The organism is Roseateles sp. GW823-FHT07B05 (genome assembly GCF_058794515.1).
Map to the genome: position 1 here is coordinate 95,682 of NZ_JBXAGX010000011.1, position 16,157 is coordinate 111,838.

17 protein-coding genes and 1 tRNA gene are annotated in these 16,157 nt (G+C 66.7%); 5 read left to right on the forward strand and 13 right to left on the reverse strand.

Annotation, left to right across the window (positions count from 1 at the left end; all coding sequences use genetic code 11):
• The first annotated feature begins 223 nt into the window (after positions 1–223).
• Positions 224–409 (forward strand): hypothetical protein, encoded by a 186-nt coding sequence (locus AC1Q7O_RS21150; RefSeq protein ID WP_492660409.1) that lies wholly within the window; start codon positions 224–226, stop codon positions 407–409.
• Between the two features lie 4 nt (positions 410–413).
• On the opposite strand, the gene AC1Q7O_RS21155 is transcribed toward AC1Q7O_RS21150, so the two are convergent.
• The 6 genes from AC1Q7O_RS21155 to secA all read right to left on the reverse strand — a co-directional run bounded on the left by AC1Q7O_RS21155 (position 414) and on the right by secA (position 8,757).
• Entirely contained in the window at positions 414–857 is a 444-nt protein-coding gene (locus tag AC1Q7O_RS21155) for a GNAT family N-acetyltransferase (protein ID WP_492660410.1), read from the reverse strand.
• A gap of 145 nt (positions 858–1,002) precedes the next feature.
• Complete coding sequence (locus AC1Q7O_RS21160) at positions 1,003–3,129, reverse strand: prolyl oligopeptidase family serine peptidase (protein ID WP_492660411.1); 2,127 nt, start codon at positions 3,127–3,129, stop codon at positions 1,003–1,005.
• Between the two features lie 105 nt (positions 3,130–3,234).
• On the reverse strand, positions 3,235–4,464 hold the full coding sequence (gene argJ, locus AC1Q7O_RS21165; protein WP_492660412.1) for a bifunctional glutamate N-acetyltransferase/amino-acid acetyltransferase ArgJ: 1,230 nt from the start codon (positions 4,462–4,464) through the stop codon (positions 3,235–3,237).
• A gap of 90 nt (positions 4,465–4,554) precedes the next feature.
• Positions 4,555–5,259, reverse strand: a complete 705-nt coding sequence (locus tag AC1Q7O_RS21170; protein ID WP_492660413.1) for a PEP-CTERM sorting domain-containing protein — start codon at positions 5,257–5,259, stop codon at positions 4,555–4,557.
• Positions 5,260–5,286: 27 nt separating this feature from the next.
• Positions 5,287–5,781: an FxDxF family PEP-CTERM protein gene (locus AC1Q7O_RS21175; protein WP_492660414.1), complete on the reverse strand. Its 495-nt coding sequence runs from the start codon at positions 5,779–5,781 to the stop codon at positions 5,287–5,289.
• Positions 5,782–6,012: 231 nt separating this feature from the next.
• Positions 6,013–8,757 carry a preprotein translocase subunit SecA gene (gene secA / locus AC1Q7O_RS21180; protein ID WP_492660415.1) on the reverse strand — a complete coding sequence of 915 codons (2,745 nt, stop codon included), beginning with the start codon at positions 8,755–8,757 and terminating at the stop codon, positions 6,013–6,015.
• A gap of 167 nt (positions 8,758–8,924) precedes the next feature.
• Between secA and AC1Q7O_RS21185 the strand changes: the two genes are divergently transcribed.
• Positions 8,925–9,260, forward strand: a complete 336-nt coding sequence (locus AC1Q7O_RS21185) for a hypothetical protein (RefSeq protein WP_492660416.1) — start codon at positions 8,925–8,927, stop codon at positions 9,258–9,260.
• A 98-nt stretch (positions 9,261–9,358) separates the two neighbouring features.
• Here the strand turns inward: AC1Q7O_RS21185 and AC1Q7O_RS21190 are convergent, their stop codons facing one another.
• Positions 9,359–9,559, reverse strand: coding sequence for a hypothetical protein (locus tag AC1Q7O_RS21190; RefSeq protein WP_492660417.1), 201 nt, complete (start codon positions 9,557–9,559; stop codon positions 9,359–9,361).
• Positions 9,560–9,729: 170 nt separating this feature from the next.
• Here AC1Q7O_RS21190 and AC1Q7O_RS21195 point away from each other — a divergent pair, with 170 nt between their 5' ends.
• Positions 9,730–10,278: a hypothetical protein gene (locus AC1Q7O_RS21195; RefSeq protein ID WP_492660418.1), complete on the forward strand. Its 549-nt coding sequence runs from the start codon at positions 9,730–9,732 to the stop codon at positions 10,276–10,278.
• A complete protein-coding gene (locus AC1Q7O_RS21200) occupies positions 10,265–10,948 on the forward strand; it encodes a hypothetical protein (protein ID WP_492660419.1) in 684 nt (227 codons plus the stop codon). Before AC1Q7O_RS21195 ends, AC1Q7O_RS21200 begins: the two co-directional genes overlap by 14 nt.
• A gap of 384 nt (positions 10,949–11,332) precedes the next feature.
• Here the strand turns inward: AC1Q7O_RS21200 and AC1Q7O_RS21205 are convergent.
• From AC1Q7O_RS21205 to petA, 6 genes are all read right to left on the reverse strand, one after another.
• Positions 11,333–11,408 (reverse strand) — tRNA-Thr (locus AC1Q7O_RS21205).
• 56 nt (positions 11,409–11,464) lie between these two features.
• Positions 11,465–11,971, reverse strand: a complete 507-nt coding sequence (locus AC1Q7O_RS21210; RefSeq protein ID WP_492660420.1) for a ClpXP protease specificity-enhancing factor — start codon at positions 11,969–11,971, stop codon at positions 11,465–11,467.
• The gene (locus AC1Q7O_RS21215) at positions 11,971–12,588 is read right to left on the reverse strand and encodes a glutathione S-transferase N-terminal domain-containing protein (RefSeq protein ID WP_394386872.1); all 618 of its coding nucleotides are present in this window, start codon (positions 12,586–12,588) and stop codon (positions 11,971–11,973) included. The genes AC1Q7O_RS21210 and AC1Q7O_RS21215 overlap by 1 nt, the downstream gene beginning before the upstream one ends.
• Positions 12,589–12,725: 137 nt before the next feature.
• Complete coding sequence (locus AC1Q7O_RS21220; RefSeq protein ID WP_492660421.1) at positions 12,726–13,496, reverse strand: cytochrome c1; 771 nt, start codon at positions 13,494–13,496, stop codon at positions 12,726–12,728.
• A gap of 20 nt (positions 13,497–13,516) precedes the next feature.
• On the reverse strand, positions 13,517–14,923 hold the full coding sequence (locus AC1Q7O_RS21225) for a cytochrome b (RefSeq protein WP_492660422.1): 1,407 nt from the start codon (positions 14,921–14,923) through the stop codon (positions 13,517–13,519).
• A 21-nt stretch (positions 14,924–14,944) separates the two neighbouring features.
• Positions 14,945–15,541, reverse strand: a complete 597-nt coding sequence (petA, locus tag AC1Q7O_RS21230) for a ubiquinol-cytochrome c reductase iron-sulfur subunit (RefSeq protein ID WP_492660423.1) — start codon at positions 15,539–15,541, stop codon at positions 14,945–14,947.
• Between the two features lie 177 nt (positions 15,542–15,718).
• Between petA and mscL the strand changes: the two genes are divergently transcribed.
• Positions 15,719–16,138, forward strand: a complete 420-nt coding sequence (gene mscL, locus AC1Q7O_RS21235) for a large conductance mechanosensitive channel protein MscL (protein WP_492660424.1) — start codon at positions 15,719–15,721, stop codon at positions 16,136–16,138.
• Positions 16,139–16,157: the final 19 nt, after the last annotated feature.

The window sequence follows — 16,157 nt, forward strand, 5'->3', positions numbered from 1 at the left end:
CCGCCAACTGGCAAGCGCCTCTGCCGAATGGTCCTCGCGCAGATGCCCGTAGTGCTTTTCGATCATCTCAACGCTCGTCCCACTGAGCAGTGCCACGGTCAGCAGGTCGAGTCCATCGATGACCAGGTCCGTGATCGTTGAATGCCGCAACGTGTAGAGGACGGTCCCCGGTGGCAGGCCCGCAGCAGCAGCTGCTGCCTTCATCGGCCTCTTCCAGGCATCCTTGTTCCAGGCTTTGCCGCGGCCCCGCGCGAAGAGTGGTGCAGCAGGCAGCCGCGCGCTACTCAGTGGCCTGGGCGGCCGGGGCTTTCCGGCGCTGGCGCGCGGCGACGACTGGCAGGTGATCGACGTGGGCCGCTACCTGGGCCGCGTGGACGACTGGCGCAAGTGGCTGCGGACGCAGCGCTGAGCGCTCAGCGTTCCGCGGGCGCGCGGATGACGAAGGCGCGCTTGTCGCTGCTGCTGAAGCCGCAGCGCTCGTAGAACGCCCACACGGCCGGGTCCTTGCGGCTGGTGGTCAGCACCACCTTGTAGGCGTCCATGGCCCAGGCCTGCGCGATGGCATGCCGGATAACGGCCTGGCCGTGGCCCTGGCCGCGGTGGTCGGCCTGCGTCACAACGTTCTCGATGACGCCGTAGCTGCGCCCGCCGCGCGTCAGGTTGGGGATGACGGCGAGATTGCAGCTCGCGATGAGCTGCGCCCCGTCGAACCGCCCGAAGTGGCGCAGCCCCGGGTGCGCGAACACACGGCGCACCGCCTCTGGCGAAGGCGGCGCGTCGCCGGCGTTCAGGTGCTGGTACAGCGCCAGGAGGGCGTCGACATCGTCGACACCCAGGTCGCGGATGGTGGTCATCATGATTTACGGGCCGAGCGCCGGGCCGCCCCAAGCCGGCCCGTCTGGCGATGTGCTTGCGGCTCAACGCCGCAAGCATCGCCGTCCCCTCGGGGGACCGACCAGATCCGCCCGCGTTCAGCGCAGCGGGACTGGGCGAGGGGCCCCATCACTTGACTTCGAGCTTCATGGTGTTCGCGATGAACGCCAGGATGTCGCTGCGCTCCTCGATGATCTTGGAAGTCGGCTTGCCGGCGCCGTGGCCGGCGTTGACCTCGATGCGGATCAGCTTGGGGGCCGGGCCGGTGTCGGCGGCCTGCAGCGCGGCGGTGTACTTGAAGCTGTGTGCCGGCACGACGCGGTCGTCGTGGTCGCCCGTGGTCACCATGACGGCGGGGTAGGTCGCGCCGTTCTTGATGTTGTGCAGCGGCGAGTAGGCATACAGCGCCTTGAACATGTCGGCCTTGTCGCTGGTGCCGTAGTCGGTGGCCCAGGCCCAGCCGATGGTGAAGTTCTGGTAGCGCAGCATGTCCATCACGCCCACCTGCGGCACGGCCGCGGCGAACAGGTCGGGGCGCTGGTTGGTCACCGCGCCCACCAGCAGGCCGCCGTTGGAGCCGCCGTTGATGGCCAGCGTGGCGGGGCTGGCCACCTTGTTCTTGACCAGCCATTCGCCGGCGGCGATGAAGTCGTCGAACACGTTCTGCTTCTTCAGCTGCGTGCCTGCTTCGTGCCAGGCCGAGCCGTATTCGCCGCCGCCGCGGATGGACGCGATGACGTAGACGCCGCCCATCTTCAGCCAGCTGGCCGACGTGACGCCGTAGCTCGGCGTGATGGAGATGTTGAAGCCGCCGTAGCCGTACAGCAGCGTCGGGTTCGTGCCGTCCAGCTTCAGGCCCTTCCTGGCGGCGATGAAGATCGGGAAGCGCGTGCCGTCCTTGCTGGTGACGAACTCGCGGCGGGTTTCGAACTCGTCGGCGTTGAAGGCGGTCTTGGGCTTCTTGAACAGCTCGATCTTGCCGGTCTTGACGTCGTAGCGATGGATCTCGGCCGGCGTCGTCAGGCTGGTGTAGCTGAAGAAGGTCTCGGCGTCGCTCCAGCGGCCGCCGAAGCCGCCGGCCGTGCCCACGCCGGGCAGCTTGACCTCGCTGAGCGGCTTGCCGTCGGCGCCGTGCACGCGCACCAGCGTGGCGGCGTCATGCAGGTAGCTCAGCAGGTAGCGGCCACCCACGGCGGACGCGCTGGTCATGGCGTCGGGGCCCTGCTCCACCAGCGTCTTCCAGCCGGCGGGCGCGGGGTTCTTCAGGTCGATGACGATGAGCTTGCCACGCGGCGCGCCCTTGTCGGTCTTCACGACCAGCTTGCTGCCGTGCACGGCGACGGGGCTGTAGAGCGCGTCGAAGTCCAGCGTGACGGGCTGCGGCTTGCCGCCCGAGAAGCCGCCCTTGGGCAGCGGCAGCACCAGCAGGCCGTTCTTGCTGCCGGCGCTCTTCCAGACGTTGATCAGCAGCAGCTGGCCGTCGTCGGACACCTCGGCGCCGAAGCCCCATTCCTTGTCGTCGCGGTTCTCGGTGACGAGCACGTCCTCGGCCTGCGGCGTGCCCAAGCGGTGGTAGTACAGCTTCTGGAAGTAGTTGGCGCCCTTGAGCTTCTCGCCGTCCTTCGGCGCGTCGTAGCGCGAGTAGAAGAAGCCCTTGCCGTCGGCCGTCCAGGCCGCGCTGCTGAACTTGACCCACTCGATCTTGTCGTCCAGGTCCTGGCCGGTGGCGAGGTCGCGCACCTTCCAGGTCTGCCAGTCGGAGCCGGCACCAGCGATGCCGTAGGCGATCAGCTTGCCGTCGCGCGACGGCACCAGGCCGGACAGCGCCACCGTGCCGTCCTTGGACAGCAGGTTGGGGTCCAGCGCCACCGTGGGCGTGTCCTTCAGCGACTTGGCCGTGTAGATGACGTTCTGCTGCTGCAGGCCGTCGTTGCGGCTCCAGAAGTAGCGGCCGCCCTCGCGGAACGGGATGCCGAAGCGCTCGAAGTTGTAGAGCTCGGTGTAGATGCGGCGCGCCGGCAGGCGCTGCGGCATGGCGTCGAGGAACTTGTCCGTGACCTTGTTCTGCTCGACGACCCAGGCCTTGGTCTCGGCGCTGTTGTCGTCTTCCAGCCAGCGGTAGGGGTCGGCGACGGCGGTGTCGTGGTAGCCGTCGATCTGGTCGACCTTGCGCGTGACCGGGTAGGTCAGCGACTGGGCATGGGCCGAGGTGGCGAGCGTGGCCGCGAGGGTGACGGCGGTCAGGGCGAGCTTCATCGTGCGAAGTCCTGGGGGTCTAGAAGGCGCGGATTGTCTCCGCGCCACCCACCCCGGCCGATGGTCACTTCGGGTTTCACCCGGCGCCGACCTCCGCGTCGGAGGTCAGCTGCGGTAGTCCGCGTTGATGGTCACGTAGTCGTGGCTGAGGTCGCAGGTCCACACGGTGGCGCTGGCCGAGCCGCGGTTCAGGCCCACGCGGATCGTGATCTCGCTCTGCTTCATGACGCGCTGGCCGTCTTCCTCGCGGTACTCCGGCCGGCGGCCGCCGCGGGTGACGACGTGCACATCGTCCAGGTGCAGGTCGATGAGGCCCTGGTCCAGGTCCGTGATGCCGGCATAGCCGACGGCGGCCAGGATGCGGCCCAGGTTCGGGTCGCTGGCGAAGAACGCCGTCTTGACCAGCGGCGAGTGGGCGATGGCATAGGCGGCCAGCCTGCACTCGGCCTCGTCACGGCCGCCTTCGATGGTGATGGCGATGAACTTGGTGGCGCCCTCGCCGTCGCGCACGATGGCCTGGGCCAGTTCCTGGCTCAGCGCGATGAGCGCCTCGCGCAGCGTCTTCGCATCGGCGCTGTCCAGCGACGTGATCTCGGCGTGGGCCGCCTGGCGGCTGGCGATCAGCAGGAAGCAGTCGTTGGTGGACGTGTCGCCGTCGATGGTGATGCGGTTGAAGGACGCGTCGGCGGCCTCCTTCACCAGCGGCTGCAGCAGCGCCGGCGCGATGTTGGCGTCCGTCGCGACAAAGCCCAGCATCGTCGCCATGTTGGGGCGGATCATGCCGGCGCCCTTGGAGATGCCCGTCAGCGTGACCGGCACGCCGCCGAGCGTGATGCGGCGCGATGCGGCCTTCGGCAGCGTGTCCGTCGTCATGATGCCGGCGGCGGCCTCGCCCCAGTTGGCCGCCTCCAGCGCGGCCAGCGCACCGGGCAGGCCGGCGGCGATGCGGTCGACGGGCAGCGTCTCCATGATGACGCCGGTGGAGAACGGCAGCACCTGCTGCGGCTGGCAGCCGATCAGGCCGGCCAGCGCCTCGCAGGTCTGGCGCGCACGGGCCAGGCCGTCGGCGCCGGTGCCGGCGTTGGCATTGCCGGTGTTGATGACCAGCGCCCGGATGGCGCTGCCGCCGGCCAGGTGCTCGCGGCACACCTGCACCGGCGCGGCGCAGAAGCGGTTGGTCGTGAACACGCCGGCCACGGCGGCGCCCTCGTCCAGCGCGATGACGGTCAGGTCACGCCGGTTGGCCTTGCGCACGCCGGCCATCGTCACGCCGAGGCGCACGCCCGGCACGGGCAACAAGGTGGCGGGATCGGGGGCAGAGAGATTGACGGGCATGGCGCGCTCGGTGAGGGTGTCAGGGAAACCCGCGGATTCTAGAAAAGCAAAAAGGCTCCCGAAGGAGCCTTTTCGTCGCACGGCTGACGATCAGCGCGGCAGGCGGCGGCGGGCAATCATGCCGATGGCGCCCAGGCCGGCCAGGAACAGCGCGTAGGACTCGGGTTCCGGCACGGCGGCCAGCGGCGTCGCGACGATCAGGTCCTGCTTGCCCAGGTTGACGTCGTCACCCAGGTTGGTCAGCTTGGTCAGCGAGTACTGGGCGGCGCCGTTGTAGCTCAGCGCCTGCGCCAGGAAGCTGGTGGCCTTGGCCACGACGGCGGCGGTGGCGACGTCGTCACCCAGCGTGTAGAAGCTGCCGGCGCTGACGTTGAACGTGCCGCTGGTCTCGCGCACCAGTTCCCACACGGCCAGCTGGAAGGCGGCCTTGTCGTTGTAGGTGGCCAGGCTGGCGTAGCTGGTCGAGAACAGGCCTTGCAGGTTGTGCGCCTGATCGCCGCCGAAGCTGGCGACGTTGTAGGTGTACTCGCGGCCCTTGCGGCCGTTGCCTTCGTTGGGCTCGATGCAGAAGGCGATGAAGCTCTCGCCGCTGGCGGCGTAGCTGTAGTTCAGCGCCGACGTGGCGTAGCCGTCGGTGACGGGCACGCTGGCGTTGATGGTGCTGTCGATGGTCGTCAGCTTCGTGCCCGCCTGGTCCAGACCGGCCCAGATGATGTTCACGGTGTTGGCGGCCGAGGCGCCCTGGGACGCGAGGACACCGGCGGTCAGCAGGCTGGCGGCAACAATGCTTTTCATGGGAGTCATCCGTTGTTCTTGTGGGGCTCAGGCCTTGCGGCGGCGCGCGCTGGCGGCACCGGCGCCCACCAGGGCCAGGGCGGCGAGGGCAACGCTGGCGGGCTCGGGCAGTTCCAGCGTGGCGGTGTAGCCATTGCCGGCCTTGTCGATGTAGCTCACGCCCTTGACCTCGAACTGCCAGCTGCCGGCAGCCAGTTGCTGGGTGGCCATGGACCACTTCTCGACGCCGCCGTCGGCGACGTCCCAGTTGATCGCGACGTTCTGGACCCAGCTCAGGCCCGTGCCCAGCTGGCGCAGCGTGACGGACTGGATGTCGATCGCCGGCAGGCCGCCCAGCAGCGTGCCGGTCGTCAGCAGGCCGCCCACCCAGGTGTCGCTGGCCAGCTCGAACGTGTAGGTGTCGTCGAAGGCCGTGCCGTCACCGGTCAGGTCCTTGTGCGAGAAGTCGCTGATCTTGATCGTGCCAGCGGAGGCGCTGGTGGCCAGGACAACGGCTGCGATCGCGGTGAACAGGGCTTTCATGACGAGCTTTCTGGAACTTCTATCGGGCAAACCCCAGTGGCGGGGATCTCTTGGACTGCACTCTAGGGGGATGCCTCTCCCCCGAGCACCCCCCATGCATGTGGCGAGGGGGTCTGTTCGTGCCCAAACGCACGGTTTTCCCCCTGGATGGGTGGGGTCCCGACATGCCGCGCCGCCCATGAAAACGGGCCGGCAATGCCGGCCCGCGAGGGTTGTGGCGGCCCGCCGGAATCAGGCCAGCTTGCCGTGGCAGCTCTTGAACTTCTTGCCGCTGCCGCACGGGCAGGGGTCGTTGCGGCCGACATGGCCGAACTGCTCCAGCAGCGTCTCGGGGTCGACGTCCTGGCTGATGGAGCCATCCTCGTTGGGATGCTGGTAGGTCACGTTGGACACGGCCTCGGCGCGGCGCTCGATGGCCTCGGCGGCGCGGTCGGCTTCTTCCTGGCTCTGGATGCGCACGTTCAGCAGGATGCGCGTGACTTCCATCTTCACGACGTCCAGCAGCTGCGAGAACAGCTCGAAGGCCTCGCGCTTGTATTCCTGCTTGGGGTTCTTCTGGGCGTAGCCGCGCAGGTGGATGCCCTGGCGCAGATAGTCCAGCGCGGCCAGGTGCTCGCGCCAGCGCTGGTCGATGCTCTGCAGCAGCACCATGCGCATGAAGGGGTTGAACTGCTCGATGCCGACGCGGTCGATCTTGGTCTGGAACAGCGCGTCGCCGGCCTTCACGACGGCCTCGACGATCTCCTCGTCGGTGATGGAGTCGCTCTTCTTGACGAGGTCGGTCAGCGAGACCTCGACCTGCCATTCGTCGCGCAGCACCTGCTCCAGGCCGGGCAGGTCCCACTGCTCTTCGACGCTCTCGACCGGCACGTAGGTGCGCACGACGTCGGTCAGCGTGGACTCGCGCAGCGACGCGATCTGCGCCACCAGTTGCTCGGCTTCGAGGATGTCGTTGCGCTGCTGGTAGATGACCTTGCGCTGGTCGTTGGAGACGTCGTCGTACTCCAGCAGCTGCTTGCGGATGTCGAAGTTGCGCGCCTCGACCTTGCGCTGCGCGCCTTCGATGGAGCGCGTGACGATGCCGGCCTCGATGGCCTCGCCCTCGGGCATCTTGAGCCGGTCCATGATGGCGCGCACGCGCTCACCGGCGAAGATGCGCATCAGCTGGTCGTCCAGCGACAGGTAGAAGCGGCTGGAACCCGGGTCGCCCTGGCGGCCGGCACGGCCGCGCAGCTGGTTGTCGATGCGGCGGCTCTCGTGGCGCTCGGTCGCGATGATGCGCAGGCCGCCCTCGGCCTTGACCTTGTCGTGCAGGCCCTGCCACTCGTCCTTGAGCTGCTGGATGCGCGCGGCCTTCTCGCCTTCGGGGATGGACTCGTCGGCCTCCAGGAACTTGACCTGGTTCTCGACGTTGCCGCCCAGCACGATGTCGGTGCCGCGGCCGGCCATGTTGGTGGCGATGGTGATGACGCCCGGGCGGCCGGCCTGGGCGACGATCTGCGCTTCCTTCTCGTGCTGCTTGGCATTCAGCACGTTGTGCGGCAGCTTGGCCTGGTTGAGCAGCTTGGAGATCAGCTCCGAGTTCTCGATGGACGTCGTGCCCACCAGCACCGGCTGGCCACGCGTGTGGCAGGCGCGGATGTCCTCGATGACGGCGGCGTACTTTTCCTTGTCGGTCTTGTAGACCAGGTCCAGCTCGTCCTTGCGGATGGTGGGGCGATTCGGCGGGATGACGACGGTCTCCAGACCGTAGATTTCCTGGAACTCGTAGGCCTCGGTGTCGGCCGTGCCCGTCATGCCGGACAGCTTGCCGTACATGCGGAAGTAGTTCTGGAACGTGATCGAGGCCATCGTCTGGTTCTCGGCCTGGATCTGCACGCCTTCCTTGGCCTCGACGGCCTGGTGCAGGCCGTCGCTCCAGCGCCGGCCGCTCATCAGCCGGCCGGTGAACTCGTCGACGATGATGACTTCGCCGTTCTGCACGACGTAGCTCTGGTCACGGTGGTAGACGTGGTGGGCCCGCAGCGCTGCATTCAGGTGATGCATCAGCGTGATGTTGGCCGCGTCGTACAGGCTCGCGCCCTCGGCGATCAGGCCGGCCTGGCTCAGCAGGCGCTCGGCGTTCTCGTGACCGTCCTCGGTCAGGTGGATCTGGTGCGACTTCTCGTCCACCGTGAAGTCGCCCGGCTCGATGACGCCCTCGCCCGTGCGCGGATCCAGCTCGCCGATCTGCTTCTTCAGGCCGGGGACGACGCTGTTGATCTTCAGGTAGACGTCGGTGTGGTCGTCGGCCTGGCCCGAGATGATCAGCGGCGTGCGCGCCTCGTCGATCAGGATGGAGTCCACCTCGTCGACGATGGCGTAGGCCAGGCCGCGCTGCACGCGGTCGGCCGTCTCGTAGACCATGTTGTCGCGCAGGTAGTCGAAGCCGTACTCGTTGTTCGTGCCGTAGGTGACGTCGGCAGCGTAGGCGCTCTGCTTCTGCTCGCGCGGCATCTGCGGCAGGTTGATGCCGACCGACAGGCCCAGGAAGTTGTACAGGCGCCCCATCCACTCGGCGTCGCGGCGCGCGAGGTAGTCGTTCACCGTGACGACGTGGACGCCCTTGCCGGTCAGCGCATTCAGGTAGACCGGCAGCGTCGCCATCAGCGTCTTGCCTTCACCGGTGCGCATTTCGGCGACCTTGCCGGCGTTCAGCACCATGCCGCCGATCAGCTGCACGTCGAAGTGGCGCATCTTCAGCGCCCGCTTGCTGCCCTCGCGGCAGACGGCAAACGCCTCGGGCAGGATGTCATCGACCGTCTCGCCGGCGGTGATGCGCTGCTTGAACTCTTCCGTCTTGCCGCGCAGTTCGTCGTCGGTCAGCGCCTCGAACTTGGGCTCCAGCGCGTTGATCTGCTGCACGGTGCGGCGGTAGCCTTTGAGCAGGCGCTCGTTGCGGCTGCCGAAAATCGAGGTGAGAAGCTTGGGCAACATGCTGCAGGTGACGAAACAGGGGCTGAGGCACGGGCCGGCGAAGGCCGGATGACGCGCGAATCTGGGGGCGGGCCGGGGCAATGCAAGGCGGGTTTGCCTGGCCGCGCAAAGCGGCGCAGTTTAGCAGCGGGCCTGTGTCGGCCGGCCCGGCTGACTACACTGCCGCCATGGCCCTGCCCCGCTACCTCGCCCCCACGCGCGTCCGCGCCAGCGTCCCGTCGCCCACGCCGATGGCCGACGCGCTGCGTGCGCACGAGGGCCTGGCACGCCTGGGCGAGCGGCTGGAGGCGTCGCGGCGCCGGCTGCGTGTCATCGCGCCCGCGCTGCCCGGCACGCTGATGGCCAGCATCCAGCCGGGCCCGCTGGACGAGGACGGCTGGAGCCTGCTGGTCGCCAACGCGGCCGTGGCCGCCAAGCTGCGCCAGCTGCTGCCGCGCCTGGAGGCGCTGCTGGCCCAGGCCGGCCTGCCCGGCCGCATCCGCGTGAAGCTGGCGCAGAAATGAGAAACGAGCCACTCCTTAGAACTTGCTTTCTCGATTGCGTGCTCCCACACGGGGTCGCCTCTATGGACGATGGGCTACCCAGGGCACCGACTGCTGCATCAGCCAGTCCAGATTTGCAGGATCACCCGCGCCGTTGAGTTGGCGACCGGAGCAATGTTGCGCTCAACGACATTCATCCCGGCTCGCACCAGCGCCGTGGCGAGCATGTGCCCATCCCGCGCGTTCAGTTCATCGAGTAACAACACCAAGGTGCCCTCACGCACGGCGCTGGCGGCAACTCGCGACGACTGCGCCGACATTGATGCCTCAGGCCAACCAAGCGGCGAACTGACGAACTTGACGCGCGCGGCACAGCTGCGTTGGGAGCGGCGGAAGTTCTGACATGAGGGCCTTGCGGGCCTGGGCCGCTTGCCAAAACCTACCCCATCGGTGACATTCGCAATTCGCGAATAGCGAATATGGCGATGTGATGGAACTCAAACCCCAAGACCTGCTGGTGCTGCTGAAGGTGGCGGCGCACCCGCCGCAGCGCTGGACCTATGCCGCGCTGGGCGAAGCGCTGTCGATTAGCGCCTCGGAGGCGCATGCGAGCGTGAAGCGCGCCGTGGCGTCCGGCCTGGCAGTGGCCCCCGGTCGCGGCGAGTGGTCGCCGGTGCGCCCAAGCCTGCTGGAATTCGTCCTGCACGGTGCACGCTACATCTGGCCGGCCACACAGGGTCCGGTCAAGCGCGGTGTGCCGACCGCCTTTGGTGCCGAGCCCCTGGCCAGCCAGTTGACGGTTGCCTCTGGCGAAGCGCCGGTCTGGGCACACCCCACCGGTAGCGCCAAGGGCCCGACGCTCTCGCCCCTGTACAGGACGGTGCCGCAAGCCGCCCTCGCCGACCCAGCGCTGCATCGCCTGCTGGCCCTGCTGGATGGCTTGCGCATCGGGCGCGCACGCGAGCGCGGCCTGGCAGCCAAGCTGATGGAAGTCGAGCTGATGCGCTTCGAGTCAGGAGTTGCTGATGCGAGCCGATGACCCCAATCTGCCCCACTTGCGCCGCGTCGCCGAAGCGCTGGGCGAGCTGCGCGAGCAGGTGGTGTTCGTCGGCGGCGCCGTAGCCGGCCTGCTGGTGACCGACCCACTGGCCGACCCGGTGCGCGCCACCCGCGATGTGGATGCGGTGGTGAATGCCAGCCGCACCATGTTCCATCGCATCGAAGCCCAGGTGGCGGAGCGCGGTTTCACGCGCGACGTGAGCAGCGATGTGATTTGCCGCTGGGTTCACAAGGCCTCAGGCGTGCTCTTTGACCTGATGCCGGTGCAGCCAGAGGTGCTGGGGTTTTCCAACCGCTGGTATCCGCATGCCGTGGAGACGGCCGTGCCAATGGACCTGGGTAACGGCGTGATGGTCCGCTTGGTCAACGCCGTGGCCTTTGTGGCGACGAAGCTGGAGGCCTTCGCCAGCCGCGGTGGCTGTGATTTCCTGAGCAGTCACGACCTGGAGGATGTACTGAACATCGTCGATGGGCGCGAGGAACTGGCCGAGGAATTGGCTGCCGCTCCCGCCGAGTTGAGGCAGGCCGTGGCTGCGGCCTTCACGCCCTTGCTGTCAAACCAGGATTTTGTGAACGTGTTGCCGGGCCTGATTGCCGAGCCGGAGCGTGCCAGTCTCGTGATGGACCGCCTGAGGGCTTTGATTCGATGATGAACCTGCACCAAGAACACCACTTCGAGCGCGAGATCCGCACCCACTTGGCCGCGAACGGTTGTAGGGGTATTGACGGTCTGGGACTGCGGCCCCAGCAACCTTCACGGCGACAAGTACTTGTCGTGGAGGGATTTTTGACTCAACCGCAGTAGCTGCTATCGAGACTACGGGGGCCTCCCACCTGGCTTCGGGGCGGCCTTGGTGCAGGTGATGACGGCAAGGTATCTCCAAGAGCCACCAGAGCAAGTACCGTCACGCATACCGTCACAAGCGCTGACCTTCCACGGCGCAGGAAGATGCGGACTGAAATGAAAAAGACCCCCAAGTCGTTGATTTACTTGGGAGTCTTGATCTTCCTTGAGCCTGGGCGACTCGGGGAAATGGTGCCGGCTATCGGATTCGAACTGATGACCTACCGCTTACAAGGCGGTTGCTCTACCAACTGAGCTAAGCCGGCGAAAACAGGAGGCGCATTCTAGACCGCGCGCCGCACGCGTTCTGCGTGCAGCTGGCCTATTTGACCCGCTTCAGCGCCGGGCGAGGCCCGCCGCCGGGCGCATCGGGCGGCGGCGGTGCGTCGTCCCCCTCGTCGTCACCGGCTTCGCTGGCCAGGCGCAGGCCGCTGCGGCGCGGCTCGGCAGGCGCGGGGGCCACCGGCGGCGGCACGCCGTCAGCCGGCGCCTCGGGCGCCGGAAAGGCCATGCCCTGCCCGTTCTCGCGGGCGTAGATGGCCACGACATGATCGACCGGCACGAGGATCTCGCGCGCGACGCCGCCGAAGCGCGCCTTGAACTGGATGAACTCGTTGCCGAGGTCCAGCCCGCTGGTCGCATCGAAGCCGATGTTCAGCACGATCTCGTTGTTGGACACGTACTCCATCGGCACCTGCACCGAGCGGTCGACATGGACCGCGATGTAGGGCGTGAAGCCGTTGTCCGTGCACCAGTCGTGGAGCGCGCGGATCAGGTACGGCCGGGTGGAGGTACCGTTGCCCGCGCCGGTAGCGGGGGTCTGGTCCATCAGCGGCGCATCACCTTCTCGGACGGCGTCAGCGCCTCGATGTAGGCCGGGCGGCTGAAGATGCGCTCGGCGTACTTCAGCAGCGGCAGCGCGTTCTTGGACATGTCGATGCCGTAGTAGTCCAGGCGCCACAGCAGCGGGGCGATGGCCACGTCGAGCATCGAGAAGTCGTCGCCCAGCATGTACTTGTTCTTCAGGAAGATCGGGGCGAGCTGGGTCAGGCGGTCGCGGATCTGGGCGCGGGCCTTCTCGAGCTGCTTGTCCGTCGCCTTGGTCGTCATGCCGCGGCCTTCGAGCACGTTCACGTGGGCGAACAGTTCCTTCTCGAAGTTCAGCAGGAACAGGCGCACGCGGGCGCGGGCGACCGGGTCGCCGGGCATCAGCTGCGGGTGCGGGAAGCGCTCGTCGATGTACTCGTTGATGATGTGCGATTCGTACAGGATGAGGTCGCGCTCGACGAGGATGGGCACCTCGTTGTACGGGTTCATCAGAGCGATGTCTTCAGGCTTCGCGAACAGGTCAACGTCGCGGATTTCGAAGTCCATGCCTTTCTCGAACAGCACGAAGCGGCAGCGGTGCGAGTAGGGGTCGGTGGTACCGGAGTAGAGGACCATCATGGCTTGGGCTCCCGAGGGGTCAGTCAATCAAAAAGCGCAGCGGTGGCCGCGCTGAAAAAGCAAACGCAGTGGGTGGCCGAAGCGCGCCCCACTGCGTGGTTCGACGCCGCTTTGACGCGGCGCCGGGAAGGACAGGCTTACTTCACGCCCTTCCAGTACGAGGCGTTCAGACGCCACGCGAACAAGGTCAGGATGCCAAGGAAGATCAGCACGATGACACCGAGCTGGAATCGCTGGCCCTGCGCGGGTTCACCCATCCATTGTAGATAGGCCACCAGATCGGCCACCGCATCGTCATATTGGCGCTCGGTCAGCGTGCCGGGCGTGACCTGCTGATAGCCGGCGAAGACGTGGGTTTTCTTCTCGTGGTCATGCGGGTCGGCGACCTCGTCGAACTTGGCCACACGCTGGCCCTGCAGCTCCCACATCACATGCGGCATCGCGACGCTGGGGAAGGCCAGGTTGTTCCAACCGGTGGCCTTGGTGTCGTCGCGGTAGAAGTTCCGCATGTAGGTGTAGAGGTAGTCCGCGCCCGAACCCTTGGCGCCATCGGCACGCGAGCGGGCGATGACGGTCAGGTCCGGCGGATTGGCGCCAAAGTAGGCCTTGGCGTCTTTCGCGTCGAGGCTGACCTTCATCGTCTCGCCAACCTTGTCGGCGGCGAACAGCAGGTTGTTCTTGATGTCCGCTTCGGTCAGGCCGATGTCGCGCATGCGGTTGTAGCGCATGTAGGCGGCCGAATGACAGTTCAGGCAGTAGTTGACGAACAACTTGGCGCCGTGCTGCAGCGCGGCCATGTCCGACATCTTTTCCTTGGGGAACTTGTCCCACTCGATGCCGCCGGTGTTGGCCTGCACGGCGCCGGCCAGGCCCAGGGTGGCCAGCAGGAGGGCGATCAGCTTTTTCATTGGTGTTCTTGCTCCGCGGCTCAGTGGGCGTGGAAGGTCACACGGTCGGGCACGGGCTTGGGCGTACCCAGGCGGCTCCACCACGGCATCAGCAGGAAGAAGCCGAAGTAGAACAACGTACCGGCCTGAGCCACCAGAGTACCCGCGTCGCTGGGCGGCTGGATGCCCAGGTAGCCCAGGATCAAGAACAGCACGACGAAGACGGCGTAGACGTACTTGTGCCAGTCGGGGCGGTAGCGGATGGACTTGACCGGGCTGTGGTCCAGCCAGGGCAGGAAGAACAGGATGATGACCGCGCCACCCATGACGACCACGCCCCAGAACTTGGCGTCGAAGATCTTGAGCAGGAAGATCAGCACCGCTGCCGCCACCAGCAGCGCCACCTTGGCACCGCCGCCGAACTTGCCCTTCAGGAAGCTCACCACGGCCGCCAGGCCGATGACGCCGCACAGCACGTTGACCATCACGTCGGTCGTCGCGCGCAGCATCGAGTAGAACGGCGTGAAGTACCAGACCGGGGCGATGTGCGCCGGCGTCTTCAGCGGGTCGGCCGGGATGAAGTTGTTGTACTCCAGGAAGTAGCCGCCCAGTTCCGGCGCGAAGAACACGATGGACGTGAACACCATCAGGAACAGGCAGACGCCGTAGATGTCGTGCACCGTGTAGAACGGGTGGAAGGGCACGCCGTCCAGCGGCTTGCCGTTGGCGTCCTTGGGGCCCTTCTTGATCTCGACGCCGTCGGGGTTGTTGGAGCCGACATCGTGCAGCGCCAGCAGGTGGGCCACCACCAGGCCCAGCAGCACCAGCGGCACGGCGATGACGTGGAAGCTGAAGAAGCGGTTCAGCGTGGCGTCACCGACGACGTAGTCGCCGCGGATCATCAGCGCCAGATCGCCACCAACGAACGGCACGGCGGCGAACAGGTTCACGATGACCTGGGCGCCCCAGTACGACATCTGGCCCCAGGGCAGCAGATAGCCCATGAAGGCCTCCGCCATCAGGCACAGGAAGATCGCACAGCCGAAGATCCAGACCAGTTCGCGCGGCTTGCGGTAGCTGCCGTAGATCAGGCCGCGGAACATGTGCAGGTAGACGACCACGAAGAAGGCCGATGCACCGGTGGAGTGCATGTAGCGGATCAGCCAGCCCCAGGGCACGTCGCGCATGATGTACTCGACCGACGCGAAGGCCAGGCCCGCGTCGGGCTTGTAGTGCATCACCAGGAAGATGCCGGTGACGATCTGGATCACCAGCACCAGCAGCGCCAGCGAGCCGAAGATGTACCACCAGTTGAAGTTCTTCGGCGCGTAGTACTCCGACATGTGGACCTTGTAGGCGTCGAACGCGGTCGGGAACCGGTTCTCCAGCCAGGTCATGGTCTTCACGCCGACCGAGGCGCCAGCGGGCGCTTCCTTGAATTCAGCCATGTGTCGTCCCGGATGTTCTAGTTAGGCCTTCTTGTCCTCGCCGATCAGCAGCTTGGCGTCGGAGAGGTACATGTGGGGGGGCACTTCGAGGTTGTCGGGCGCCGGCTTGTTCTTGAAGACGCGGCCGGCCATGTCGAAGGTCGAGCCGTGGCAGGGGCACAGGAAGCCGCCCGTCCAGTCGTCCGGCAGCGAGGGCTGCGGGCCGGCGGCGAACTTGTCGCTGGGCGAGCAGCCCAGGTGGGAGCAGATGCCCACGGCGACAAAGAACTCGGGCTTGATCGAGCGGTAGCCGTTCTTGGCGTACTCGGGCGTCGGGTAGGCCTTGCGATCAGAGTTGGGGTCGGCCAGCTGGCCATCGATCTTCTTCAGGGCTTCCAGCTGCTCCGGCGTGCGGCGGACGATCCAGACCGGCTTGCCGCGCCATTCCACCGTGAGCTTCTCGCCGGGCTTGATGCCGGAGATGTCCACCTCGACCGGGGCACCGGCAGCCTTGGCGCGTTCGCTGGGCGCGAAGGTGCTGACGAATGGCACGGCCGTCGCGACGCCACCCACGGCACCCGCACAACCGGTTGCGATCAACCAGGTCCGCTTGCCTTGGTCCACTTGCTGGTCACTCATGAGGGTCCTCTAAAGAGACTTCTGATCAGGGGCAGCCGGGGATTCTAGCGGACGAGAATTCGCGCTCCGGGCCTGCGACACTGGGGAAAGAACGCAGGTTTACCCGCCTTCTGACCCCGTCGGGTTGGCGCCAAGATGCTGCCAAGACCCTTCTTTGATCCCTATCAGGAGTTCTGCATGAGTTTCTTCTCCGAATTCAAGGAGTTCGCCGTCAAAGGCAATGTCATCGACCTGGCAGTCGGTGTGATCATCGGCGGCGCCTTCGGCAAGATCGTCGACTCCCTGGTCGGCGACGTCATCATGCCGGTCGTCAGCAAGATCTTCGGCGGGCTGGACTTCAGCAACTATTTCATCCCGCTGGCCGGCCAGACGGCCGCGACGCTGGCCGAGGCCAAGAAGGAAGGCGCGGTGCTGGCCTACGGCAGCTTCCTGACCGTGTCGCTGAACTTCATCATCCTGGCCTTCGTCATCTTCCTGATGATCAAGCAGATCAACCGCCTCAAGCGCAGCGAGCCGGCGCCCGCCCCGGCCGAGCCGCCGCCCACGCCGGAAGACATCCAGCTGCTGCGCGAAATCCGCGACTCGCTGAAGCGCTGAACCCGCTTCCGGCACCCTC